The sequence below is a fragment of the Chitinophaga niastensis genome (assembly GCF_003014755.1).
In the GTDB taxonomy this organism is placed as follows: Bacteria; Bacteroidota; Bacteroidia; order Chitinophagales; family Chitinophagaceae; genus Chitinophaga; species Chitinophaga niastensis.
The window spans coordinates 1,050,552-1,075,249 of sequence record NZ_PYAW01000002.1; the positions used below are offsets into that span (position 1 = coordinate 1,050,552).

Consider the following 24,698-nt stretch of genomic DNA (forward strand, 5'->3'; position numbering starts at 1 on the left):
CTTCTTATTCTGTTCTCAGATTTTTAACCGGATTGGCAAGGGCCGCTTTAATGGCCTGGAAACTTACGGTCAGCAAAGTAATGATAGTTATCGTAGCCGCTGTTATGAGGAAGATATCAAATCCAATGTGGATGCGATATGCAAAATAATTCAGCCAGTTATTCATGAGCCACCATACAAGCAGGAAAGCTAATACCACAGCAATCAGCACCAATTTGAAAAATTCCTTTGATACCAGGAAAGCAACACTGCTTATCGAAGCACCAACAACTTTGCGGATACTGATTTCTTTTTGTCTTCTTTGTGCGGTAAATGCTGAGAGGCCAAATAAGCCAAGACAGGATATAATGATGGCCAGGCCCGCAAAGTAACGGGATAAAATACCCACTCTTTTTTCTGAGGAATAAAGTGCCTGGTAATCATCATCCAGAAAACGATAATCAAACGCCATCCCGTGATTAAAAGCTAAGTAAGACTGTTTTATTTTTTCTATCGTTTGTTGTTCCATGTTGCCGTTAATTTTAACGATCACATTAGGCATAACAGGGAAAACCTGGAAGAAGCATGGTTTCACCGTTTGGTATAATGATTCAAAGTTGAAGTCGGCAGCAATGCCTACAATTTGTCGCTGCTCACCCCAGAGTTGAATGGTTTTTCCTACAGGATCTTTTAACCCCATGCTTTTTATAGCAGTTTCATTCAGGATAATCTCTTTATGCGAATTGACATTGCCGGAAAAATTTCGCCCTTCTTTAATATTGATACCAGCAGTTTCAAGGAAATTATAGCCTACTTCAAGATTGGAAAAATCAATATTTGTATTTTTATTTTTCCCTGGCCATTCGAGTGCGGAGGTGCCACCATGGTCGCCCAGCAGGTTATGATAATAGCTGGAAGTATTGATTACCCCCGGGATATTTTTTAGTTCATTTACAAAAGCAATGGCATTATTCATTTTTACAGTATCCATCGCCAATGGAATTTCAAAATGAATAATATTATCCCTGTTATATCCCAGGTTCTTTGATTGTATATAGTTTAATTGTTTGTAGACGATTAAAACAGCGGCAATAAAAAGAACAGATAAAGTAAACTGAAATACTATCAAACCTTTACGTATCAGCAGTTCTCCGAAGGAAGTATTTAATTTGCCTTTTAATACTTTTAACGGGTTAAAACGGGAAAGATAGAAAGCCGGGTAGCTGCCTGCTAGAAGGCCGGTAAGTATTGTAATGCCCAGAACAACGGAAATAAGCATGCTATTAACATGCAGACTCAATTGTTTACCGGCAATTTCATTAAACACCGGTAATAAAAAAAAGATGAGGATAATAGCAACGAACAGGGATAAAAAAGCCATTAGCGTGGATTCGCCTAAGTACTGCAAAATAAGCCCACCGCGACTGGCGCCCATTACTTTTTTAATACCTATTTCTTTCATCCTCCGGGAAGCCTTTGCTGTAGACAAATTCATGAAATTGATACAGGCAATCATCAGTATCAGTATCGCGATAATGGAGAACAATTTTACATAGGTGATCCTGCCACCTGCCTGTACACCGTTTTCATAGTTCCCATGAAGATATCTGTCGGAGAACCGTGTAAGAAATAAGCTGCTGGCGGCATCTTTATCTTTTTGTTGTACAAAACCTTTCATCTTATTATTGAGCAGATCAATATTGGTCCCGTTTTTTACAATTACATAAGTGCTCGGGTCATTGTTCCCCCACTGCAATAATTCGGGTCTTTTTTCCAGGAACAGGCTGTAATTGAACAGGAGGTCAAATTGATCAGTGGCGGATGAAGGATTTTTTTTAAAGATGCCGGAGATCGTAAACAAGCCACCAAACTCCTGTTGATCCCATTTTAATGATTTGCCAACAATATTTTCTGTTGTATGGAAAAGTTTTTTTGCGAGTTCTTCGGAGATAACAACAAAAGATTTATCAGTGAGCACCTGGTCTTTGTTGCCTGCTATAAGATGACAGGTAAAAACATTGAAATAATCTTTTCCAACGTACTGCCCGCTTGCTTTGATATGTGTATCCCCATTTGAAAGAATACCTTTATACGGAAACCAGGAAGCAGGAAGTACAGATACAGCATGCTCAACTTCCGGTATTTCTTCCCCTAATGATTTGGCCAACAGCCCCGGCGTAGCCGGCATTGTTTTGATGCCACCATCCGCTTTCTGGTTAGCCATCACCTGGTAAAGCTGTGGATCTTTTTCATTGTACTTGTCTACATTCAATTCATCCGAGATCCATAACCATATGAATAAGGAGCAGGCCAAACCTGTAGACAATCCTAACAGGTTAAGAATGGTAAACTGGCGGTCTTTAAGAAGATTACGCCATATAATACTGATGTTGTATTTAAACATTACATCTTTGTTTATAGAGAAATGAAATAGTGAGTGACGTGTGCTGTACAAATACAATACCTGATAGCTAATACCTGAAAATCATGAATTTACAGGAAAATTATAATACTGTTTGTCCGCTTTTGATACAGCAGGTGTTCATTTCCGATCGCCTGCTGTAGTTCAGCAGTTCAGGGTATTTTCCTGCTCATAAAATGTGCGTACCTTTAATTGACCCCAATATCCCCCGAAACCGCAATCCCATTCACCCTAAAAATTCTTTTTATGGCAAAAGCAAAAGCAAAACAAACAACGCCCGTAAAGTATAAAATGGGTTGGCTCCCCGACTTACCTGATGCCAGGGATTATATGTATGCCGCCCCATTAAAAGTAATGCAACAACTTCCTGCAAAAACTGACCTGAGCAATGGCTTTGGTAAAATTTACGATCAGGGAGCGCTCGGCAGTTGCACCGCCAACGCTTTATCCGGCGCATTTCAGTTCGACCGGAAAAAACAAACCAACAAATTATTTTACCCATCCCGGCTTTTCATTTACTATAATGAACGTGCTTTGGAGCATACAGTAAGCACAGACAGTGGTGCTTTTTTGCGGGATGGTATTAAGTCGCTCAATAAACAAGGCGTTTGTGATGAAACACACTGGCCCTATGACGATACTTCTGCCCCCGGAGCAAAGTTCGCTGTAAAGCCTCCAAAATCTTGCTACACGAGTGGTTTGAAGAATCAGATACTTGGGTACCAGCGTCTCATATTAAATCTGAATACACTCAAAGGTTGCCTCGCAGAAGGTTATCCATTTGTTTTCGGTTTTACAGTATACACCAGCTTTATATCTGATGCAGTGAGGACTACCGGGATAATGCCAATGCCTGATCTGTTAACAGAACAAGTAGAAGGTGGTCATGCAACAGTGGCTGTAGGCTACGACGACGCGCGGCAGGCAGTGCTGGTGCGTAATTCCTGGGGAGAAAACTGGGGATTAAAAGGTTTTTTCTGGATGCCATACGCCTATATTTCCAGCGCAGCATATTGCAGTGATTTCTGGACTATCCGGGTAGTAGCATAGCAGCCTGGTCACAAACTAAAAAGGCATCGATACAAACCGATGCCTTTTCAGGAAATTAATATTGACCTAAATAAGCAGCTATTACCTGCAATCGCATTTTATTCAGATCAACCGTATTGGTATTTGATAATAAAATAAATGTCAGATCTTTATCTACCAGGTGCACCCAGTTGGAATGATGCCCATAACCTCCTCCTTGTCTTTCAGCAAAAACAGTATTTACATTACCGAATTTTCTCGGATATACCCAAAGGCCAAATGCTGCATCACCAAGGTTTTTATAGGAAGTAAGCATGAGGTCAACCGTTTCTTTTTTTAGTATAGTGTGGTTGAAAAGGGCCTGATCAAAAATTAACAGATCTTCCGGTGTAGAATACATCGCCCCGGCTGAATAGAGGTTATCTATGTAATAATTAGTAGGCATCGTTAATTTGGTGTTGCTGCTGTCTTCTGTAGCATAACCTTCGGCCATACCCTTTATAATATCATTATGATGCAGATAATCTGTATGCTGCATTTTAAGCGGAATCAATATCTTTTCTCTTAATACATCTTCGTATGGTTTTCTACAAATATTTTCAATTATTTTACCCAGTATAATGTAATCGCCATTGTTGTAATTAAATTTAGTGCCGGGCGTATCGATCAATTTTTCTGAACAGTATTTTGTAATAAAAGTATCCACCGTCCATATATCATTACTGTATACATCCAAAACGTCCTTCATCTCTTTGGTATCTCTGCCGCTACTATAGGTAAGGAGGTTTCTGATAGTAGCTTTTTTACCGGCTTCGCCTTTGTATTCAGGATAGTAAGTGGATATAGTAGCATCTAAATTGATCCTTTTTTGTTCATACAGCTGCATGATTAAAACAGCTGTAAATGTTTTAGTAACAGAAAAAATATGAAATCTTGATGCTTCAGAGAATTTGATGTCATAGTGTCTGTTGGCAATTCCTGTATATTTCAGATAATCTATTTTCCCGCTTTTTGCAATCAATACCACACCATTAAAATTGCTATTGGTGACGCAGGAATCTATCACCTTATTGACTTTGCTTATTTGCCCGTACGCTGTATTTCCCAATGCAAGTACCAGTATAAGGATAATGTTTTTCATCAAAATTTAAGTGTTAAAGTGATGGGTATTTTGCATCTAATCTATGTTTTTTTTATCATTAGTTAATATAATAGAAAATGGGACGAATGGCATAATTGATAGTCATGACTATCATAAGCCTTTAATCTTCTTCAATAGTTTCACACAGGATCTTTTTATCCCAAAGATATACTGCCATTTTTGCTGCCAGCGGGAAAGACAGCAGCTTGCTCCATTCCTGTACCAGGTTACCAAATGTGTGCGCCTGATCTGCGATCACCAGTAGTGGTAGGATTTCTGCTGTTTCCAGGAAAGCTATTTCCCGTTGCAGGTTAGGGTGTTGTATGGCCGTTTTCATTTGTAAGCGGTCGTTTATTACACAGGGCGATTGCACATAGGTGATGGCAGATGAAATATGCATTTTGCCGTTCCATAATCGTTGCAGTTCATGTTGTATATCTAAGGTTTTTTCAGGAGAAGCGGGTGAAATATGGTGTTGCTGATGCAAAGCGGTTGTTAACTGCTGCGCGAAAGGACCATGTTTGTGCTTATCCTGAAGGAACAGATGGGATCGTTCTTTCCAGAAATGATGTGCTTCACCGGGCCATGCCTGTGCATAATATTGTGCTGTCCATTGTGTATGATTTACTACCGATGTTATCAGTCGCTCTTCATAAAAATTTTGTGCCAGCTCCTCTTCCCCGTTTTTCAAAACAGTGTTGATGGCAATGACGGCCTGCAGGGAAAAGCGCATGGCTTTTTCTACGCCGGTAGATGACAGCGGATCAATAGCGAATGCAGCTTCTCCCAGTTGCAGCCACCGGTTATGCCAGGGTCGTGTGTGTGCATAGGAAAAAACATTGCAGGTTTGGATATCGTGTAGTGGTCCATGTTTGAGCCCCTGTTGGAATAGCTGTGTTTTATCCAGCATATTGTTGTACAACAGCGGAGCAGCTTGTTGCTTTATCGCTTTGGGATCAATGAAGGTAATGATCCTGTACCGGCCATCGTGCATAGGAGAACCCCAGCACCATCCGTTTTCAACCGCTTCTACACAGGTAGCTGCCGGCATATGAGCTGCCTGTGTGTAAGCCCACAAGCCTACCATAGGAGGTGCCGTGAGCAGGCGTTGCTGTTGACTGATACCCCGTCGTCCACGTGCATCCAGCACAAATAAAGCCGATAGGGTGATGGAAATATCATCTTGCCGGATGTTTACCTGCCAGGTATTATCATTGTATTGACAACGCTCATACCTGGCAGGTTGATATAAAATTAATCCGCCTGCTACGGCAAGGTCCAGTAGTCCTTTATCCAGCAAACCTCTGTTGACCATTCCTCCATTGCCACGAAGCTGCGCTGTAAGTATAACGGGTGTTTGCGATTCCCATATCACCTGCGCCGGCAGTTGATGCAGACAGTAATCCTGTTGTAACAGATGCGCAGCGCCGAGGTATTCAAAAATATTATGTATGCCCGGTGAAAGCGACTCACCTATCTGCGGCCGCGGAAAGGATTCGTTTTCCACCATGGCAACGCGATAGCCGAGCGAGAGCAGGCGCAATGCAGCGCATGTTCCTGCCGAGCCTGCGCCGATAATCAGTATGTCAAATGTTTCCATGTAATTGTTCCTGTTTTGCGCTAGCGGTACCAATCCGGTGCGAGCCTGGTCATTCGTTCATGTGCCTGCATCGTATAATGCAGCCATCCCCTGATATAATCGCAGGCATGGCGGCCTTTTTCCAGCACTTCATGATGACAACCACCTCCGCACAGATATTTGGCCCAGCAGCTATTGCATGGCAGCTGGTTATGCACATGCCTGGATTGCAGCCAGTTATTCTGCAACGTGGCATCTACACCCTCATAGATATTGCCCATACTGCCGGCGGCTTCATTCACAAAACGATGACAGGCAAACATATCGCCATCAGCAGATACGCCCATATAGCCGGCGCCTGCTCCGCAGGGATAAGGACGATGGGTGCCTTTGGCAATTTCTTTTAAAGCATTTACCATATTCAGAAACGGAAAGCGCTTGCCTTGCACCACATGCTGTTCAAACATCAGCCCGCATGTTATCATGCCCTGCAGCATCCCTTCCAGATCCTGCTTCGTCATTTCATCACGGCCATTTGCAGACCGCAGCAGCGGAGAGAAGCCAACACTGTGAAAGCCCATATCAATAAATTCCAACAGCGTTTCACCCAGGTTGATATGGGTAGGCGTAACCGTTACCCTTGCCGATACCTGCATGCGCCGCTGCGCAGCGAGCAGCGGTTGTATCTTTTCAATGATCTGTTCATACGTACCGGCACCGTTTTTCAGCGGGCGTTGTTTGTCGTGCTGTGCGCCAATACCATCCAGGCTGATAGTGACAGCAAAGCCATGTTCTTCAAAGAAAGCGGCATCATCTGTTTTCAGCAATGTACCATTGGTGGTAATGGAAAAGTTGACCTGTACATTATTTTGTGCACCTGCCGCCGCTGCATACACAGTGGCTTCACGCAGGGCCTTACGATTGATAAGTGGCTCTCCGCCCAGGAAAGTAACCTGTACTTTACTACCTGGTGTGCAATCTTTCAACAACAGGTCTATGGATTTTTTTGCCGTATCTATCTGCATGTTTTTTGCTGGTCCGCCGAAGTCGCCCTGGTCCGCGTAACAATAGGTACAGCCCATGTTACATTTTTGCGCAATGGCCAGGGAGAGGGCATAAATCCCCGGGCTTTTCAGTGGTACATCATCTATCAGCGGGGTGGTATCCAGTCCCAATGCTATCAGTTCTATGTTAATGGCAGCTTCATCCTGCTGTGTTATCAGCTGTAGAAGGCGCTGTTCCACGGCTTCGGAGATCTTATGTAACCGGCTGCCATTGCTAACGAAGAGCTGTGTGTTACCTGTAGAGGGAACAATATGTATTTGAGAAGAGCCAGGCAATGACTGCCTGGCTATCTGCGACGCCAGTTCAGCGGCAATCGCGGTGAGTGAATGTTTTGTTACAGGAGCGTTAGGGGCGTGCATCATTGTTTGTTTTTGTTGTTATTGATGGAAGCCTCCTTGTTGTTTGTGTTACCACTGCTCAGCGCATCACGGCCGTTGATGATGAAGTTGAGTTCACCTTCCCAGTTCTGGAATAGATCGTTGTAACTGAACAGCCGTGTATCTACGCGGTTATCAGGTACATATTCACCGGTGCGTCTTTTTGCCAGCCACATATCTCCTTTACTGAGACCATTATCGCCCGGTTCTACGTTTACATAATCCGGACGGGTAGCAGCCCAGTAGTAACAGGCACACTCCCGGTAATCATTTTGCCAGGGGGCACACAGACCTTGTGTGAGTTCTCCCGGGCGCAGTAATGCACGCGATATTTCTGCTTTATTGGGCGTAAAAATTTCACGCATGATAAAAGTATAGGCCGGGAATGCTGTGGTGTCTTTCAGCTGTTCGGCTGTTACCAATACCGGTAGTGTTGCTTCCCCAGGTGTAAACTGTAGCGTAAGGGTATCGCCACCTTTCACACCCAGTGAAGCAAAGAAATTGGACCACTCCATAAATGCGGCGCCATTCGGATTGTCTTTCGTTGTGAGCGGAACACTGTCGCCACCGGGGAATACCGGGCCTTCTCCCATTACCATGGTAGGCTTACCATTGATGCCTACAATACGGCGTCCCTGCAGTTTTCTATCGGTAGAATCGTGCAGCACATAGTTATCATTTTCGCTGATAGTAAGATCTAAAAAGATATGACGCCAAAGGTTTCTGAAGTCGGACTCCAGGCCGGGAAAGCAGTTGGAAATAGCCGCTCTTGACAGAACACTGTAAGGGTTGCCATGTCCACGGTAATGTAACTGAGCGTTGAAGTCATTGGCTTTGATGGATTCCGTATGCTGTGTAGCTTGCGTAGAGGCGTTCACGTTATCCCGGAACATAGCAGATGCTGCGGCCTGTATAACTGTGTTGATCATGCGGTAAGTAAGTGTAAGACCGCGGCCATCGGCGCCACGCATCAGTCCCGGCATTTTGCGTCGTTCTTTATCGGAGAGGTCACCTATTTTATCTGGTCTGCGCAATGCATCGGCAAACCAGGCAGCCATACCGGTACTCAGTCCATTAAAAACCCTTTCATGCAAAGAACGCAATGCCAGGTTGTCTACGATGGAACTGGCCATGATTGGCTCGAATAGTCTGCCAAAATCATTGGTATCCTGGCGTACCATTGTGCTGGCCACGTTCCATCTGCCATTGATAGGATTACCATTCATGACAGCGGTATTCATCAACGTGATGGATTCAATGGCCCGGCGTACAATTTCTTCTGCTTCATCAATAGATACTTCTCCTTCTCTGTCCGTGCCCATAAGAATTTGTTCCAGCTCATCAGAAATAGCACGGATAGGCAATATATCCGGCGCAAATGCAGGGGGGCCGGCACATACATGAGCAGATGCAATCAATATTGGTCGTTCTGTGGGTCCTATATTAAAAATGATAGTGCCGTCGCATTCATCATCAATATATCCCCAGCTGTGCTGATTACCTGCGTTATCTGCATAACCTGCAAAGATCTGTGCGGGCATCGTGTAGTTGGGATTAAAATCGGGTGATTCGCTGTAACTGGCCCAGGGTTTAGTTGGATCATACAGTACATAAGACGCATTTTTTATATTGGGATCAGGGGTCGGTGGCTGTCCTTCGGCTTTTATGCTATTGAGAGAAGAGCCGTATACTTTACCGCCGCCCGGCGTATAACGAAAACGGATCTGTGGAAATTCTTTGCTGGGTTTAATGAACTGCACCGTACCCAGTGGGAGTTTTTTACCGGGTAGAAAATTAGCGCAGGCAGCCATCACCTGTCTGGGTGCAAAATCGTTATGGATAGCCACTGTAGCCATGATGTTGTCGCCATCGTTATTTGTTCTGCGCATTATTTTGGAGTTGTACAGATAGACAATCCAGACGATATCTTCCACGTGGTAACCCGCCAGTTCCAGCAGATCAGTAGTAAGGGGCACCAGCACTCCCGGTTTTTCGTCAGTGATAGCAAATACCTCCAGGAAAGGGGCTACCGGGCGTATAGTGCCACTGGTGTCTTTGGTATCCTGTGCATCTTTGAAAATAATTTCCGTCGGTTTATCTACACTTATTTCATGCGTAGTGGGGTCTACTGTAAACGTGGGCTGAGGTACTATTTTGCGGAAGCCCAGTGGTTTGTCTGCCGGTATTTCAAGATCATAAGCCGCCAATGGAGTAGGGGATGAACCCAGTCTGGCTACGGCAAAAGGAGGTAGTATACGTATTTCAGTGATTTTCATAGCTGTTATTTTGAGGTGATGTTAAGCGTTGATCTGTAGCATGTCATTGATGATCTGTAGCAGTTTATTATCTGCTTCATGTAATGCGTACAGGTAACGATGATTTTTTTCCGGGGTAGTTACCAGCAATGTGTGTATCATTTTAGCGGATGCTTGTATAAGATCGGCATGTGTGCGCCATCTGTTATGCTCGCCGGAAGGCAGCGATAATGTATACGGAATGAGGAAAGGAGGACCTGCTGTTTTGTTACCGGTACCTACGTTGAGCGGCAGTTGTACCAATACAGTGGCAATGCTGCGCAGATTATACATCTCACCGAAGGTGGAATTAATGATAAGTCCTCTTGGCGTAATGGCACCGGCACTATTGAGTCCGTCTTCCAGTACAAAGCTGTGGGTAAGGAAATTCAGCAGCATCCGATACCGCAGGTTAAAGAGATGGCCCCAGTTCTGTGCTTCCGGATTGGTGATCTTATCTCTTTCTTCATCTGCTGTTTGTCCTTCAGAAGGATCGGTGCTGCCATCTTCCACATCATCCGGTATATAAGGGTTAACGGCCACATTCCTGGCAGGTGTCCAGGCACCGTTTGCCTCATGCACTACATCACGCATTTCTTTATAAACATTCAGAAAACGAATAAAGTGAGAAGGTTCTGCTGACTCCACTGTATTATCTTCTCCCTGTTCAGCAATAGCATTGAGGGCATTGTAAGCATCATCTCTGCTGGCCAGTGGCATTACCAGTACATCCGGGCTGCCGGCGGGACTGCCTTTTTTGGTGTTGCCACGTTGACCGCCTTTGTATCCACGGCCCCACTCATCAAATTTGGCCTGGAACGGATAGGTGTCTGCCTGGAATATTTCATCACTGATTACCTCCGGATCCTGTATCAGCTGCAGCAATACATGGAAAAGCGCACCTACTGTATTGGCTTTTGGCACTTCTGCATTCACCCTGTCTTTGATCTCTTTTGCCAGCGGATCATCACTGTTTATAAATGATACCGGCGCTTCTGCATACACGTATTTAGCCAGTGAATTGAGTGTAAGCGCTTCCAGCTTGAAAGGGAACGGATAAAAAGGAGTATCCCAGGGGTAATCCTGTCTTTCAAAATGAAGTGGTCCGCCAATGAGTTTCAGTACATTCTGTACAGAAACAAAATGCCCCATTTCCTCTTTGGCGATGCCCAGGATCACTTCCTGCCAGGAGCTGATCTGATCCCGGTACTTTTCAGGGACCTGTGGTCCGCCGAGACTATAGGCTGCATACAGGTATTGCAGCATCAGGCCATGTTCAATTTCTGCATCTATGTGTAACAGAAAGGTAACATAGTCTTTGCCGTTAAATTCCGGGGGCACAATAATTTTTTGTTTGTCATCGTACAGTTCTTCGTTGTAGAAAGTATGGATTCCTTCCTTTCCGCCAAGGAGTGCGGATTGCCTGTTGAGTTCTTGCCGGCGTTCTTCTATCCGGGCTCTTTTAAATACAGGGCCGAGGAAACGTTGGTAATTACGTTGCATACTGGTGCGTGTTTTAATTGATTGTGATGAGTGATTGGAATTACAGCAGATAGCCACTTAAGGGCATGAGGGGTGTTTCATGAAAGACGTTTTGAATGGTTATTTTGTCGTTGTCGTCTTTGTGGTTAATGAGGTTAATAAAATAACTACATTTTTATGAACTGACAAAATGAATTTAAGTCAGGGATGCTTTATGAGATGTTATATGCTTATTTAAAAACAATTTTTTTTTAAAGATCAATTTACTTATCTTCAAAATCACAAAATCTCATAAATAACCTGGCACACTATGTCTCTATTCACATAAATCATTTTATTTCCCTTCATCAATTTCTTACGCTGAACAACCGCCCCATGGCGTTACTGCTTCGTTAAAGACAGGGGAGGACTGTAATGAAAACGTATGTTATGAAAAAGAAAAAACTTTCTTTAGAGAGAAAGCTGTCTTTTACTAAAAAGACTGTTGCCACACTCAGCAAACAACAACAAAACCAATTGGCGGGTGGTGCTGCTTCACAGTATTGCAATACCTATGATCCGCAAGATACTTGTGAAAGTCACCCCAGACCTGGATATATGTGCCTGTAGCCCTGCATTTTGTTAGACCCGAACTATTTTGATGGCTGTTAACCCGGCTTCAACAATGGTTACTTCCAAAATATAATTGACCCGTAAACCCTCCTCTTATGAGAAAGAGAAAAATGCCTTTAGAGAAAAAACTGTCTCTTAATAAAGAAACGATTGCTGCACTGAATACGCAGCAACAGGCTGCTATAGCCGGTGGATTACAGCTCTTTACACGACGATTTCCCTGTGAATACACGCTGTATGAAACCTGTGCAACCATACCGCCTCATCAGCAGGCATGTGTTGCTTGTTAGGATAGTATCTATTCTTTAATCCCGGATGACTTTAATCCTGGCTGTTGCCCAACAGCTACAGGGAGAGGTATGTCCAACAAAATCCACTTTTTATGAAGAAGAAAAAACTCGAATTCAGCAAAAAATTAATGCTGAAAAAAGAAGCCCTCGTAGAACTGAATCAACAGGAAACATCCAAATTAGTAGGCGGTATGCCATTGACCTGGTGGAGCACCTGCTGCGTGAACACCAATGAACTCACCTGCCCGGACGCTTGTGTGAGAACGCATTAATAAATAAGCTGAACAACCGCCCCATGGCTATAGACAGGGGAGGATTCTCATTTTTTTATTTACAGTATGAAAAAGAAAAAACTCGAATTCAGCAAAAAATTGATGCTAAAAAAAGAAACCCTTGTTGAACTGAATCAACAGGAAGCATCCAAATTAGTAGGCGGTATAAGGACCATGTGGAGTGCCTGCTGTGTAAACACAAATGAACCTACCTGTCCGGATGGTTGCGTTTTTACCCAGTAACAAATAAGCTGAACAACCGCCCCATGGCTATAGACAGGGGAGGACGCTAATCTTTCCATTTATAGTATGAAAAAGAAAAAACTTGAACTCAGCAAAAAATTAATGCTGAAAAAAGAAGCCATTGTAGAACTGAATCAACAGGAAACATCCAAATTAGTAGGTGGTATGCCATTGACCCGGTGGAGCGCCTGCTGCGTAGAAACAGATGAAACTACCTGTCCCGCAGGTTGTGTAAGAACTCATTAATCAATAAGCTGAACAACCGCCCCATGGCTATAGACAGGGGAGGGCCCTCATTTTTCTATTTACAGTATGAAAAAGAAAAAAATTGATCTGAGCAAAAAACTGTTGCTCAACAAAGAAACAGTAGCACAGCTGACTGTTGAACAACAAGATCAGCTGCTGGGTGGTTTTGCCACAGCTTTCTGTACAGATGATACCCGCCAGATTTCCAGCTGCAGAGCTACCAGTCCTGCTCCTGGCCGTCCTTGCTGCATGATACCTTGATAACAGCAGGTATGTGGGATCAATTAAGGAGCAGCTGACTGTATCAGCGCATGAGCATCATCTGCATCCATTTCATACAACCGGGAAAGCAACTGCTTTTCCGGTTGTACACTTCAAATAGTTTTTGAAAATGAATAATACAACATCACAGTTACAGCATATTTATAACGACATGATTCTCCTGCTCAGCCATGATAAATATGATCCGGGCTATAGCAACAGTTTGTTCAAAGGCCCATGGGGTGGATTACTGTTTATGTTTTATTATGAACAATATGTGGATGAGCAGGCAGATAATGCTGCTGCACTGCTGGAAAAATTATACACCGCCTATGCACCGGAAGAAGGTAGCAATTATTCTTTCTGCTCAGGACATACAGGCCCGTTCTGGTTATTGGATCATCTCAACAGACACGAATTCCTGGACATAAACGTGGATGACCTGGCAGCAGATTTTATTACTTCAGCTATCGTACAAAGTAATTTTCATATCGCTAACAAAAATTTCGATTTCCTTCATGGAAGTGCCGGCATCTGTAATTTTTTACTGAGCTTCACAAAAAGAACAGATGTTGTAGCACACCTGGAACACTTCGTGCATACAATCACTGAATTAAGCGAAATGACAGATAAAGGCAGAAGCCTGCCATTTTTTTTTACGCATGATAAGCCCCAGGGGATCTATGTAAACTCCTTCAGCCTCGCGCATGGTTCCTGTGCCGTATTAATTATACTGGCAAAAATATACGAGGCCGGCATCGCCCGTGAAGCATGTAAACAACTTATTGCTGAAAGCATCACTTTTATCCTTCATCATAAAAATAAAGTTACTGCTGCGTCCCTGCATGCATTGTATCCGGCTATACTGGATGGTAAATCCAGCAGCAGCAGGCTGTCCTGGTGTTATGGTGATTTGAATGTAGCCATAGCCCTATGGCACTGTGGTAAAACATTGGCAGAAAAAAGCTGGATGGACGATGCCATAAATATCATGTATTACAATATCCGTCGCGATACAGATGAAACTGCCGGTATCATGGATAACTGCATCTGCCATGGCTCCGGTGGTATCGCTGCATTCTACCGGAAATTCTGGTTCGAAACAAATGATATGGCTTTTTATAAATGCGCCACACACTGGCATAAAAGGGCGGTAGAAAAAATTTCCTTTTCAGAAGATGGAAGTCAACATGGTATTAAAGTATGGCAAGGAAAAGATAAACAATGGGATTATTCCTGGGATCTGCTGGACGGCGGCAGCGGCGTAGGATTATCACTGTTATCACACCTGCACCAGCAGCCATTATCATGGGATGAATGTTTTTTGCTCTCCTGAAAATATTTCCAATAAATTAAATAAAGGATCACCTATGGCATTGTCACATACAGGATTCTTCTTATTAAGAAGTCCGCTTTTTCCTATAAACAGGTACAGGGAGGTCTTGCAGGGCAGTTTACCCGAATTGGCGCACAACAATCCTTTATTCATCTATGCCCTGTACATCGCTTCAAAGGACCTGCTGAAGGAACTGGAAAGATATATCAGCGATCCCGCAGCCTTCAACCAGAAAAAGACAGATAAGTTGCGTAAGTCGCTGTACAAATACTGGGTGCGGGCATGTACCAGGAGTACGCCCTATGGCTTGTTTGCCGGGTGTACTACCGGAATTGTGGATAAGGCTACCAGTCTGCAGCTCAACAGTATCCACGATGCACACCAATACGTGCGCCTGGATATGGATTATTACACCAAAATATGCAATCATATTCAGCAGCTGCCGGCTGTTAGTAATGTATTGTATTATTACCCCAATAACAGCATTTACAAAAGCGGCGATAAATACCGCTACGCAGAATATACCATCACCAACAACAGACGCAAATACCTGCTCACCGCTGTGGAAGATTCCGTGTTTATAGAGAAAATAATCCGTGAAACAGCAAGTGGCCTCACCATACCGGCTATGGTACAAATAATTCTTACGGAAGACAATACCATCCCGGAAGAAGAAGCTATAGCCTTTGTCAGGGAACTGATTGATGCGCAGCTCCTGATTGCTGATATTGAACCGAAAATAACAGGAACTGATAACCTGGAAGTTTTAATCAACCGCCTTTCATCTATTGAAGATGCAGCTGCATTGCGCGACGGACTTATTGCCCTGCAACAGCTGTTTCAGCAGCAGGATTATGAACAAACACGGCTGGCTGCCATCCACCAAACCTGTGAAACAGCATTCCCTTTAAGTGCACCGAAAGATCTGTTGCAGATAGATTTGTTTAAGACAGCCTCGCAATGCACCATGGGAGAAACACTCATGCAGGGTATTGTTACACAGGTAAATAGTTTGCTGGCGCTCTGTCACGGCTATACGAAAGGGCAGTCAGATATGTCCGGTTTTGCCACCCGTTTCCGGGAACTGTATGAATCGCAGGAAATGCCACTGAACCTGGTGCTGGATGGAGAAACAGGTATCGGTTATGGTGCCGGCATTGAAAGCACCGTGCATGCTCCTTTTGTGGAAGATGTGGCTAGTGCAGCACCTGCTGAAAATACAACGGTGAACTGGTCGCTGCTGCAACAGTTAGCCCTCGATAAATACGAGGAGTTTCTCCGTGAAGGCAAAGACACGGTGATGATAACAGATGAAGACCTTAACAGGCTGGGAGATCCGGAAACCGTACAAATGGCCAGCAGCGTTTATTTGTTTGGCACTTTGCTGGCTCCGGCTGCCGGAGAGGCAGACAAAGGTAATTACTTATTTGCCTTACATTCAATGGGAGGCCCCTCTGCGGCCAATTTATTGGGCCGCTTCTGCAACGGCGATATACAACTGGCAGAAAAAGTGAAAACAGTACTGGAAGCCGAGGCTGCTGCCAATCCGGATGTGGTGCTGGCGGAAGTAGTGCATTTCCCGGAAGCACGGGCTACCAATGTGTTAATAAGGCCAGCCTTGCGTCCTTTTGAAATTCCTTATATTGGTGTTGCCGGTGTTGCCGGGGCTTACCAGATACCTGTATCTGATCTGATGGTGTCTGTAAGAAATAATGAAGTAGTTTTAAGAAGCAGGCGTTTGAATAAACGGGTAATTCCACGTTTAAGTTCTGCGCATAACTATAGCTTTAACAGTCTGCCCATTTATAAGTTTTTATGCGACCTGCAACACCAGTCTGTAGTATCCAGCCTGCACTGGGATTGGGGCGTTTTCGCTTCGAGGCAACGCCTGCCACGCGTAATGTATAAAAACATTATCGTAAGCCGGGCATGCTGGACCATGATTGCCAAAGACATTGAACAGCTGGGTGAAGACGAAGCCGCGCAATTACTTTTCTTTGAGCAATACAGGGCTAAACAGGAAATGCCCGAAAAAGTATTGTTGTCAGAAGCAGATAATGAATTAGTGATAGACCTTACACAACCGGCAAGTATACAAGTGCTGCTGGATCAGATACGCAAGTCATCTACCGTGAAACTGAAAGAGTTTTTATTTGAAGAAAAAGGCGGAGTGGTACGTGATCATGAAGACAATATATATGCCCATGAATTATTGATTCCGCTAACCTGTACGCTGACGTCGGACAAGCCGCGTCCTGTTGCCGGAAAGGATATGGATATTTCTATGGCACGGCTTACACCCCGCAATTTTGCTCCCGGAAGTGAATGGTTATATGTAAAAATTTATTGCGGCTTCATGATAGCAGAAGAACTATTATCCGGTTATTTTGCAGAGCAGGTACCGGAATGGCAGGAAGATGGTTTGTTTGAGCAGTTTTTCTTTCTGCGTTATGGCGACCCGCAACCTCATATAAGATTAAGATTTTTAAATAGTGCCCATCCGTCTAATAACGATGTGCTCCTGCACCTGATAGAAACAGCACTGCAAAAATATATACGCACCGGCCAGGTGCAAAAAATACAATGTGATACCTACGTGCGTGAAATAGAACGTTATGGTGCAGACACCATCATGTATAGTGAGCAGCTGTTCTGTGCCGACAGCATCGCGGTGCTGGGCATATTAAATATGCTGGAAGGGGCCGAAGGAGAGATGTACCGGTGGAAGCTGGCTATGCGGGGGGTAGATATAATGCTGGATGATTTTGGTCTTACCCTAACGGAAAGAAAGCAATTGCTGGCCACTTTGCGGGAAAGTTTTACCACCGAATTTGGCGGCGCAAAATTATTACATAAATTACTCAACGATAAATACAGAAAACATCAGCAGGAAATTTTATCTTTTATGAATATTGCAGCAGATGAAGCCAATGAGATTACGGAAGTAACCGATTTGTACCGGCAGCGGTCTGCTGTTACAGCAGCGGCGATAGCTGAGATCAGGCAGTTAACTGATGAAGACAGCCTGCAGGGAGGGCGTTACCTGAGCATCATCGCCAGTCATATACACATGTTCCTCAACAGAATATTTGTAGCTAAACAACGGAAACATGAACTGGTACTGTATCATTTCCTGGAAAAATATTATTTATCACAATTAGCAATGGTAGCAACGGCAAAATAATGGCATTTTCTTTCTACAAACAAATGGACGCAATGGACTGCGGACCTACCTGTTTACGCATGGTAGCAAAGCATTATGGCCGCAGCTATTCCCTGGAGTACCTGCGGGAGCAGGCAAACATTACCCGCGAAGGTGTGAGCTTACTGGGAATCAGCGAGGCCGCCGAAAAAATAGGTTTCCGTACCAATGCGGTGAAGATCAGCTTTGAACAGCTGGATGAAAACGTGGAATTACCCTGTATCCTGCATTGGAATCAGCAGCATTTTGTAGTGTTGCCACCGCAGGAATACAACCGGCATAAAAAAAATGATAAAATCCTGGTAGCTGATCCCGGACATGGAATAGTGAAAGTTGATAAGGAAACTTTTTTACGTTGCTGGCAGGGCAATAATAATTTCGGGGTAGTATTGATGCTGGAACCCGGTGACGCTTTTTATCAGCAAAAAGGCACCTCATCTGCACATACCGGTTTCCGGTTTTTATTCAAATACCTGCGCCCTTACCGCAAATATGTGGTGCAGCTATTTCTGAGCGTGCTGCTGGCAAGTGCATTGTCGCTGATAACTCCTTTCCTCACGCAAAGCCTGGTTGATTATGGTATCAACCGGCAGAATGTTGGATTTGTATACCTGGTATTGATTTCACAGCTGTTGTTATTTGCCGGCACTACCGCTATTGAAATGATCAGAAGCTGGATACTGCTGCACATGAACAGCCGTATCAATATCAATATCATCTCTGATTTTCTGATCAAATTAATGAAGCTGCCTATCCGGTTCTTCGACACCAAAATGATAGGTGATATCCATCAACGCATCGGCGACCATGCACGCATACAGAGTTTTTTAACCGGAACTACGCTTTCAACGCTATTCTCTTTTGTGAACCTGTTTGTATTTACCATCGTGCTGGGTATTTATAGCCTGAAGATATTATTGGTATTTGTATGTTTCAGTGCTGCCGCCATTATCTGGATATTCTTTTTCCTTCGCCGCCGTAAAGCACTCGATTATAAACGTTTTCAACGTATGAGTGATAATGAGAACATCCTCTTTGAATTAATTACCGGCATGCAGGAGATCAAGCTGAATAACTGCGAAACAGCGAGGCGTTGGGAATGGGAGCACGTGCAGGCGGGCCTGTATAAAATAAGTGTGAAAAGCCTGGCACTGGGCCAATACCAGCAATTAGGATCCGTGTTTTTTAATCAGCTGAAAAATATCCTGATCTCTTTTATCAGTGCCCGGGAGGTGATGAACGGACATCTCACACTGGGAATGATGTTATCAGTCAGTTATATCATCGGGCAAATGAATAGCCCACTGGAGCAATTACTGACATTTGTACAGTCGGCGCAGGATGCCAGGATTAGCCTTGACAGGCTGGGAGAAATACATAACCGTGAGGAGGAAGAAACAGGTGAACAAATGGTGGTATCTCCACAAAACAAAAGTAGCAAGGATATTCATCTTCAGCAGGTGTCCTTTCAATATGGCGGGAAACAATCACCTTATGTGTTGAGAGATATTGACCTTATCATTCCGGAAGGAAAGGTGACGGCTATTGTGGGCACCAGTGGCAGCGGCAAAACCACGCTTATGAAATTGCTCCTGCAGTTTTATGAACCCACAGAAGGGGAGCTGTTGGTAGGTAACCAGGAACTCCGGCGGCTCTCTCCCAAATGGTGGCGCCGTCAATGCGGTAACGTGATGCAGGATGGATTCATTTTTTCAGGAACCATCGCTAAAAATATTGCTATCAGTGATGAAAAGATAAATAATAACCGCTTGATCCATGCCGCAGAAGCAGCTAATATCCGTGACTTTATTGAGGAACTTCCACTGGGATATCAAACCAAAATAGGCAATTCAGGCAGTGGCATCAGCGCCGGTCAGAAGCAACGTATCCAGATAGCCAGGGCTATTTATAAAGATCCGCATTACCTTTTCTTCGACGAAGCTACCAGCGCCCTGGATGCCAATAATGAACGGGTGATTATGGATAACCTGGAACAGTTCTTTAAAGGAAAAACAGTGGTCGTTATTGCTCACCGGTTAAGTACTGTAAAGAATGCGGATCAGATCATTGTACTTGAAAAAGGATGTATTGTGGAAACAGGTACACATGCAGAACTGACTGCTCATCGCGGAAGTTATTTTGAATTAGTAAAAAATCAATTGGAACTGGGAGGTTAACAATTATGTCAAAAAATAAAGCCGCAATAACAGCATTCCTGAACGGAATAACACAGTCGGATGGCCACCAGCGCCATGCATCACTGGAAGAGGTACGTAGTGAAGAAGTGCAGGAGATCATGGGTAAAATGCCACCCTGGATTGTGCGCAGTGGCATCACACTGATAGGCATCCTGGTATTGTGTGCTTTTGGCAGCGCCTGGTTTTTCCGCTATCCGGAAGTCGTTCCCGCTAATGTTGTTATCACACCGTATATGCAGACATATGCCGTGCGTGGGGATGTAGCAGCTGCAGACACCTGGAAAATTAAGGCCGGACAAAAAGTATTGATCAAATTAACCGCCTATCCTTATGACGAATTCGGGATGTTGCAAGGCACTGTTACATCGCGTGCAGGTGTAATGACTGATAGTACCTTCTACGTGGAAATAAAACTGGATAATAACCTGTTTACCAGCACCGGCAAAGAAATTCCTCCTCAATTCAGGCTGGAAGGAAAGGCGGAAATTCTGCAGGAAGACAGGAGCATACTACAGCGACTATTCGGGAAATTATTTTGAGGGTTATATCTTTCCTGACATAGGGTTGTCAGTATGCACTATTAAATTTGAGCCATATTGGGAAATCATCTTCATTAATGGCTTAACTTAGACGAATGCAGGCGGAAATACAAACGCTTTATAACTCATCAATTTGCACAGTACATAATTTTTTATGCCGGTGTCAGCAGTGTACCGTGTCTGAAAAAGAATACCAGGAAAGCTTTGCGATTGCCTATATACGTAAAGGTAACTTCCAGTTCAAAGTTTTTAGAAATGATCTGGACGCCTATAACGGTTTATTTTTACTCTGTAAACCAGGGTATGAACACCAGGTGGGGCATGTGCATGATATGCCGGATCAATGCACCATTTTTTCTTTTCCGGCAGAAAGTATAGGACTTTTAAAAGAACAGGCCGGGGAATTCTCCTGGTTCTTTAAAAATCCAGATATACAGTCAGTGCTGGTGAAGGCGACTCCGGAAATGGAATATCTTCACCATAGTATATTTGCGCTGTTGTCAAAACCTCATTTCCCGCGTCTTTGGGTGGAGCAATTAATGACCGAACTTTTTCTGCTGGTATTGTCATCCGGCAATAAGGGGAAACCACTGCCGGTTCTTAATGATAAGCATAAAAGAAATTATCTTCCCGTTATAGAATCGGTAAAGGAATTTATCAATGGAAATTTTGAAGATGATATTACCTTACCACAATTAGCGGCGCTGGGGAATATGAGCCCATTTCATTTCAACCGCATATTCAAACAGATCACTTCGTCTACTCCCTACGGTTATATGCTGGATATAAGGCTCAAACAAGCCAACCTCCAGATCTGTAACACCAATCTCCCTGTAACAACCATTGCTTTTTCTTCCGGATTTAATAGCCTGGAGCATTTTTCTGCTGCTTATAAAAAACAGTTTGGAAAACCGCCGTCTGCTATGCGATTTTAAAAACAGCAATTTTCCTTAAATCTATTGTATTCCTGCTGGGTAGTTTTGCTTATCAAACTTAATATTATGAAAGAGCAATTATTAACTACACTGGAAAACGCTAAAAATTATACATTAAGCGTTGCCGCCGCCATGCCACGGGATGCTTACGATTTTAAACCGGCAGATGCTATCTGGACCTTTAACGAGCTGCTTCATCACATAGGCTACGGGATTTATTGGTGGGAAGAGAACTTCATAAAACAAAAGGAATCCGACTGGAATCCTCCTGCCATAACAGCAGGTAAAGATGAAACAACCGCCTACCTTACAGGTGCCTTCCGCGCATTAAAAGAAAGCATCGGGAACATTGCCCCTGGTGATAATGGGATAAAGGGATTTTATGCTACTATGGATCATATCACGCACCACCGGGGGCAGGCAACCGTTTATTTACGTTGCAAAGGCATTACACCACCGGAATACACTTATTAATATTAAAAGCCCGGTTCAAATGGCAGTATATTATATCAATAGTTACGATATCACAAACATGGAAGAATTTGAGAAATATGGTCCACCGGTAACCGCTTTGTTGCATAAATATGGAGCAGTTGTACTTGCGGCCGATTTAGCAGGAATCGCCGTAGAAGGTGCACCAAAACACATGAATGCGATCATTAAATTTCCGTCGGAAGAAGCGGCATTAAATTGTTATAACGATCCGGTGTATCAACCCTTAAAGGCTATCAGGCGGCGTTCTACCGACAATTGCACAATGGTGTTGGTAAAGGATCTTAATCGGTAGTGTGTAATGGAATTATAACAAAAGCGGGTGTTTCATAAGTAGGAGACACCCGCTTTACTGATATTAAGTAATTATTAATCTGTTAACGCCATTGGTTTTAATTCGCCATTTCCCGCTACAGCAGTAGATGCAACAAGTACAGGTATCAACTGAAACAAATCTTCCAGCAGGTATTTACGTGGTAATTCGCGTCCGTTGATAAAAATGGTGGGCGTACCTTTTATATCAGCGGTTTTCATCCATTCAGCATGTTTTTTCATGAGCGCTGTTACATTTTTATCCTGCACAGGTGCCCATTTAAGTTGCCATTTTTCTAAATTCATCCATTCAAACCAGTCAGATAACATCTGTGCTTTGTGTGCATCTGATTGAAGTATGGTGGCCTGTTCCAGGATAGCTTTTACAGCTATTGTTTTTTTGTCGGTGGGGTGATCGGGATCGCAGGTAAGACGTATTTGTATGTTAATAACTTCTTTGTATATATGATGCAGCTTGTCAAGTACTTTATGCGTATTTGCGCAGGGGCCGCAATAGGGATTGCAGGCAATGGTAAGCTGCAATGCAGCTTCCGGGTTACCTAGTTGTAATTCTTCTTTCCAGGTATTGGTATTGATATATGGGTTTTTATTCCACTGAAATGCAAATAAGTCACTGTCTCTTTTCCATTTCATTAAATCCTGTGCAGCGCTCATTTGTTCGCGAATACTTTTTATGCCATTTTTCACCGGTACCAAAGATGCACAGATTAACGCCATGGTAATAAAGTAGGCGATTATATGTACAGCCTGAAAAGATGCATAAACAGCAGAGAAATTAAGGACGGTAACCAGGGATTGCACAGCCAGTACCGCTACTATGCCCAAACAAAGGGCACACCATTTTTTCACAATAAATTTTTGTGAATACAAACTTATACCTGCTACTATTATCAATGGCAATGACACCACCATACCTGTGTATAACAAGGCGGGTGAGCTGCTGCTGAATATGAAAAATGCAAATTGCGCTATAAAATAGGAGAGTGCTGCATGTGCCACTGAGATGCCTCCTACACCTTTCGCCTCCTTACTTTTTAATACAGCATCACAGCCCCGGGGACTAACAGAATTACAAACTTCTTTTACCAGTTTTATCTGCATACCCAGTTCTGTTGCAATGGTCATTATACTTATAGCTACGCCGGTAAGTGATAATAAGCCCCAGCCAATTGTTAGCGGTTGCAGGTTATTTCTGAATACATAGCCAATGGCCAACAGGATAATTAAAACAGTAGCTGCTGCAAATAATTTTAAAATGCGTTCCTGTTTTATTATTTGAGTATTCGCTTCATACTCCCAGCTGGGATGCTCATCAGGGATTAATACTATCCCCGACCATCGTGTTGCCAGGATTTCGTTTTCATCCCATTCATGCGGTGTATTTACCTGGATCAGGTATCCTTTTCCTTCCGCCTCTTTTATGTGCGCCAGTACCGGGTAATTGAATTCAGTGATATATTTTTTTTCACTTTCCAGTGCATAATATTTCATGCCACCCATATCCAAAAAATCGATCAGAGAGGTGAGTGCCGGATAGTCGGGATGTGCCTGGAGTTCCTGTGTAATAAAATCTTTATTAACAGCAATACCGAGTTTTTTCATCCATTTGTGTGCGAGGTCTTCAAATACAGGGGAAGCAACGTTTTCTTTCATAAACGTATAAAGGAATTTAGGTGACGGTTGATGAGGAAAAAATTATAAGAATTCAGGTTTATTTGTACAAATTACTTATTAGCATTGCGGTATTTTCGCACTGAAAATATTTTTTTCTCCAATAGTAATAACATACCAGAGAAAGGAAATCATTTGTATTTTTATAAAAATATCGACATTGCAGGCTACCTTAATTACACATGAAAAGACAGCACTCATCACCCTTTTTACTGATTTTCTGAAAGAGATTGGTTTACATGTAGTACTCGAATCGTATGATGCTCCTTCTTTTTTGCCTGGAGTAAGAATTAAAATGGGAGGATTGAGTATTGATTCCGATCGCTTATTATATCCTGGTGATATACTTCATGAAGCAGGTCATCTGGCTACACAGCCTTACCACATCAGATGTGAACTTGACGGGGACTTGCCCGATACTGATTTGCATAGAGGTGGAGAGCTGATGGCCCTGGCATGGAGCTATGCCGCTTGTTTACATCTGCAAATTCCTGCGCAAATTGTTTTTCATGAACACGGGTATAAGGGAGAACACGAGCACCTTATCCGTAATTTTGAAGCCGGGAGGTATATAGGTTTGCCAATGTTGCAATATCATGGAATGGCTTACGACGAGAAAAACGCGCTGCAACTAAATACAAAACCTTTTCCGCATATGGAGAACTGGCTTTGTTTAAAAGGACAGGATGCTTAATGGGGG

The 24,698-nt window shown here is 43.5% G+C and carries 22 protein-coding genes; 15 read left to right on the plus strand and 7 right to left on the minus strand.

What is annotated here, in order from left to right:
* Positions 1-4: 4 nt before the first annotated feature.
* Positions 5-2,383: an ABC transporter permease gene (locus CLV51_RS12835; protein WP_106528425.1), complete on the minus strand. Its 2,379-nt coding sequence runs from the start codon at positions 2,381-2,383 to the stop codon at positions 5-7.
* A 264-nt stretch (positions 2,384-2,647) separates the two neighbouring features.
* Between CLV51_RS12835 and CLV51_RS12840 the strand changes: the two genes are divergently transcribed.
* Positions 2,648-3,451, plus strand: coding sequence for a C1 family peptidase (locus tag CLV51_RS12840; protein ID WP_106528426.1), 804 nt, complete (start codon positions 2,648-2,650; stop codon positions 3,449-3,451).
* A gap of 55 nt (positions 3,452-3,506) precedes the next feature.
* On the opposite strand, the gene CLV51_RS12845 is transcribed toward CLV51_RS12840, so the two are convergent.
* The 5 genes from CLV51_RS12845 to CLV51_RS12865 form a co-directional block, all read right to left on the minus strand.
* Complete coding sequence (locus CLV51_RS12845) at positions 3,507-4,571, minus strand: serine hydrolase domain-containing protein (RefSeq protein WP_106528427.1); 1,065 nt, start codon at positions 4,569-4,571, stop codon at positions 3,507-3,509.
* 121 nt (positions 4,572-4,692) lie between these two features.
* A complete protein-coding gene (gene qhpG, locus CLV51_RS12850) occupies positions 4,693-6,171 on the minus strand; it encodes a flavin-dependent monooxygenase QhpG (protein WP_106528428.1) in 1,479 nt (492 codons plus the stop codon).
* Between the two features lie 20 nt (positions 6,172-6,191).
* Positions 6,192-7,577 (minus strand): radical SAM/SPASM domain-containing protein, encoded by a 1,386-nt coding sequence (locus CLV51_RS12855; RefSeq protein WP_245898704.1) that lies wholly within the window; start codon positions 7,575-7,577, stop codon positions 6,192-6,194.
* On the minus strand, positions 7,574-9,868 hold the full coding sequence (locus CLV51_RS12860) for a hypothetical protein (protein ID WP_106528429.1): 2,295 nt from the start codon (positions 9,866-9,868) through the stop codon (positions 7,574-7,576). The genes CLV51_RS12855 and CLV51_RS12860 overlap by 4 nt, the downstream gene beginning before the upstream one ends.
* Positions 9,869-9,889: 21 nt before the next feature.
* Entirely contained in the window at positions 9,890-11,389 is a 1,500-nt protein-coding gene (locus CLV51_RS12865; RefSeq protein WP_106528430.1) for a ferritin-like domain-containing protein, read from the minus strand.
* Positions 11,390-11,797: 408 nt separating this feature from the next.
* Between CLV51_RS12865 and CLV51_RS12870 the strand changes: the two genes are divergently transcribed.
* From CLV51_RS12870 to CLV51_RS12925, 13 genes are all read left to right on the plus strand, one after another.
* On the plus strand, positions 11,798-11,977 hold the full coding sequence (locus CLV51_RS12870; RefSeq protein ID WP_106528431.1) for a class I lanthipeptide: 180 nt from the start codon (positions 11,798-11,800) through the stop codon (positions 11,975-11,977).
* A gap of 98 nt (positions 11,978-12,075) precedes the next feature.
* On the plus strand, positions 12,076-12,270 hold the full coding sequence (locus CLV51_RS12875; RefSeq protein ID WP_146151278.1) for a class I lanthipeptide: 195 nt from the start codon (positions 12,076-12,078) through the stop codon (positions 12,268-12,270).
* 92 nt (positions 12,271-12,362) lie between these two features.
* Complete coding sequence (locus CLV51_RS12880; RefSeq protein WP_106528433.1) at positions 12,363-12,542, plus strand: class I lanthipeptide; 180 nt, start codon at positions 12,363-12,365, stop codon at positions 12,540-12,542.
* A gap of 66 nt (positions 12,543-12,608) precedes the next feature.
* A complete protein-coding gene (locus tag CLV51_RS29150) occupies positions 12,609-12,785 on the plus strand; it encodes a class I lanthipeptide (protein ID WP_158266999.1) in 177 nt (58 codons plus the stop codon).
* A 66-nt stretch (positions 12,786-12,851) separates the two neighbouring features.
* A complete protein-coding gene (locus CLV51_RS12885) occupies positions 12,852-13,031 on the plus strand; it encodes a class I lanthipeptide (protein WP_106528434.1) in 180 nt (59 codons plus the stop codon).
* A 66-nt stretch (positions 13,032-13,097) separates the two neighbouring features.
* Complete coding sequence (locus CLV51_RS12890) at positions 13,098-13,292, plus strand: class I lanthipeptide (protein WP_106528435.1); 195 nt, start codon at positions 13,098-13,100, stop codon at positions 13,290-13,292.
* A gap of 130 nt (positions 13,293-13,422) precedes the next feature.
* Positions 13,423-14,628, plus strand: a complete 1,206-nt coding sequence (locus CLV51_RS12895) for a lanthionine synthetase LanC family protein (RefSeq protein WP_106528436.1) — start codon at positions 13,423-13,425, stop codon at positions 14,626-14,628.
* Positions 14,629-14,662: 34 nt separating this feature from the next.
* Positions 14,663-17,812, plus strand: a complete 3,150-nt coding sequence (locus CLV51_RS12900; protein ID WP_158267000.1) for a lantibiotic dehydratase — start codon at positions 14,663-14,665, stop codon at positions 17,810-17,812.
* Positions 17,812-20,007, plus strand: a complete 2,196-nt coding sequence (locus CLV51_RS12905; protein ID WP_106528438.1) for a peptidase domain-containing ABC transporter — start codon at positions 17,812-17,814, stop codon at positions 20,005-20,007. Before CLV51_RS12900 ends, CLV51_RS12905 begins: the two co-directional genes overlap by 1 nt.
* Positions 20,008-20,012: 5 nt before the next feature.
* Entirely contained in the window at positions 20,013-20,567 is a 555-nt protein-coding gene (locus CLV51_RS12910) for a putative HlyD family type I secretion protein (RefSeq protein ID WP_106528439.1), read from the plus strand.
* Between the two features lie 176 nt (positions 20,568-20,743).
* Positions 20,744-21,502: a helix-turn-helix transcriptional regulator gene (locus CLV51_RS12915; RefSeq protein WP_158267001.1), complete on the plus strand. Its 759-nt coding sequence runs from the start codon at positions 20,744-20,746 to the stop codon at positions 21,500-21,502.
* A gap of 66 nt (positions 21,503-21,568) precedes the next feature.
* Positions 21,569-21,976, plus strand: a complete 408-nt coding sequence (locus CLV51_RS12920) for a DinB family protein (protein ID WP_106528441.1) — start codon at positions 21,569-21,571, stop codon at positions 21,974-21,976.
* Between the two features lie 19 nt (positions 21,977-21,995).
* Positions 21,996-22,289: a DUF1330 domain-containing protein gene (locus CLV51_RS12925; RefSeq protein WP_158267002.1), complete on the plus strand. Its 294-nt coding sequence runs from the start codon at positions 21,996-21,998 to the stop codon at positions 22,287-22,289.
* A 74-nt stretch (positions 22,290-22,363) separates the two neighbouring features.
* On the opposite strand, the gene CLV51_RS12930 is transcribed toward CLV51_RS12925, so the two are convergent.
* Positions 22,364-23,980: a vitamin K epoxide reductase family protein gene (locus CLV51_RS12930; RefSeq protein WP_106528443.1), complete on the minus strand. Its 1,617-nt coding sequence runs from the start codon at positions 23,978-23,980 to the stop codon at positions 22,364-22,366.
* A 178-nt stretch (positions 23,981-24,158) separates the two neighbouring features.
* On the opposite strand from CLV51_RS12930, the gene CLV51_RS12935 reads away from it, so the two are divergent.
* Positions 24,159-24,692, plus strand: a complete 534-nt coding sequence (locus CLV51_RS12935; protein WP_106528444.1) for a hypothetical protein — start codon at positions 24,159-24,161, stop codon at positions 24,690-24,692.
* The last annotated feature ends 6 nt before the right edge of the window (positions 24,693-24,698 follow it).

Coding starts and splice junctions, on each gene's coding strand:
- CLV51_RS12885 (WP_106528434.1), top strand. CDS start 12,852: ATGAAAAAGAAAAAACTTGAACTCAGCAAAAAATTAATGCTGAAAAAA.
- CLV51_RS12870 (WP_106528431.1), top strand. CDS start 11,798: ATGAAAAAGAAAAAACTTTCTTTAGAGAGAAAGCTGTCTTTTACTAAA.
- CLV51_RS12910 (WP_106528439.1), top strand. CDS start 20,013: ATGTCAAAAAATAAAGCCGCAATAACAGCATTCCTGAACGGAATAACA.
- CLV51_RS12900 (WP_158267000.1), top strand. CDS start 14,663: ATGGCATTGTCACATACAGGATTCTTCTTATTAAGAAGTCCGCTTTTT.
- CLV51_RS12855 (WP_245898704.1), bottom strand. CDS start 7,577: ATGATGCACGCCCCTAACGCTCCTGTAACAAAACATTCACTCACCGCG.
- CLV51_RS12920 (WP_106528441.1), top strand. CDS start 21,569: ATGAAAGAGCAATTATTAACTACACTGGAAAACGCTAAAAATTATACA.
- CLV51_RS12895 (WP_106528436.1), top strand. CDS start 13,423: ATGAATAATACAACATCACAGTTACAGCATATTTATAACGACATGATT.
- CLV51_RS12860 (WP_106528429.1), bottom strand. CDS start 9,868: ATGAAAATCACTGAAATACGTATACTACCTCCTTTTGCCGTAGCCAGA.
- CLV51_RS12905 (WP_106528438.1), top strand. CDS start 17,812: ATGGCATTTTCTTTCTACAAACAAATGGACGCAATGGACTGCGGACCT.
- qhpG (WP_106528428.1), bottom strand. CDS start 6,171: ATGGAAACATTTGACATACTGATTATCGGCGCAGGCTCGGCAGGAACA.
- CLV51_RS12890 (WP_106528435.1), top strand. CDS start 13,098: ATGAAAAAGAAAAAAATTGATCTGAGCAAAAAACTGTTGCTCAACAAA.
- CLV51_RS12835 (WP_106528425.1), bottom strand. CDS start 2,383: ATGTTTAAATACAACATCAGTATTATATGGCGTAATCTTCTTAAAGAC.
- CLV51_RS12930 (WP_106528443.1), bottom strand. CDS start 23,980: ATGAAAGAAAACGTTGCTTCCCCTGTATTTGAAGACCTCGCACACAAA.
- CLV51_RS12925 (WP_158267002.1), top strand. CDS start 21,996: ATGGCAGTATATTATATCAATAGTTACGATATCACAAACATGGAAGAA.
- CLV51_RS12845 (WP_106528427.1), bottom strand. CDS start 4,571: ATGAAAAACATTATCCTTATACTGGTACTTGCATTGGGAAATACAGCG.
- CLV51_RS12840 (WP_106528426.1), top strand. CDS start 2,648: ATGGCAAAAGCAAAAGCAAAACAAACAACGCCCGTAAAGTATAAAATG.
- CLV51_RS29150 (WP_158266999.1), top strand. CDS start 12,609: ATGAAAAAGAAAAAACTCGAATTCAGCAAAAAATTGATGCTAAAAAAA.
- CLV51_RS12875 (WP_146151278.1), top strand. CDS start 12,076: ATGAGAAAGAGAAAAATGCCTTTAGAGAAAAAACTGTCTCTTAATAAA.
- CLV51_RS12880 (WP_106528433.1), top strand. CDS start 12,363: ATGAAGAAGAAAAAACTCGAATTCAGCAAAAAATTAATGCTGAAAAAA.
- CLV51_RS12865 (WP_106528430.1), bottom strand. CDS start 11,389: ATGCAACGTAATTACCAACGTTTCCTCGGCCCTGTATTTAAAAGAGCC.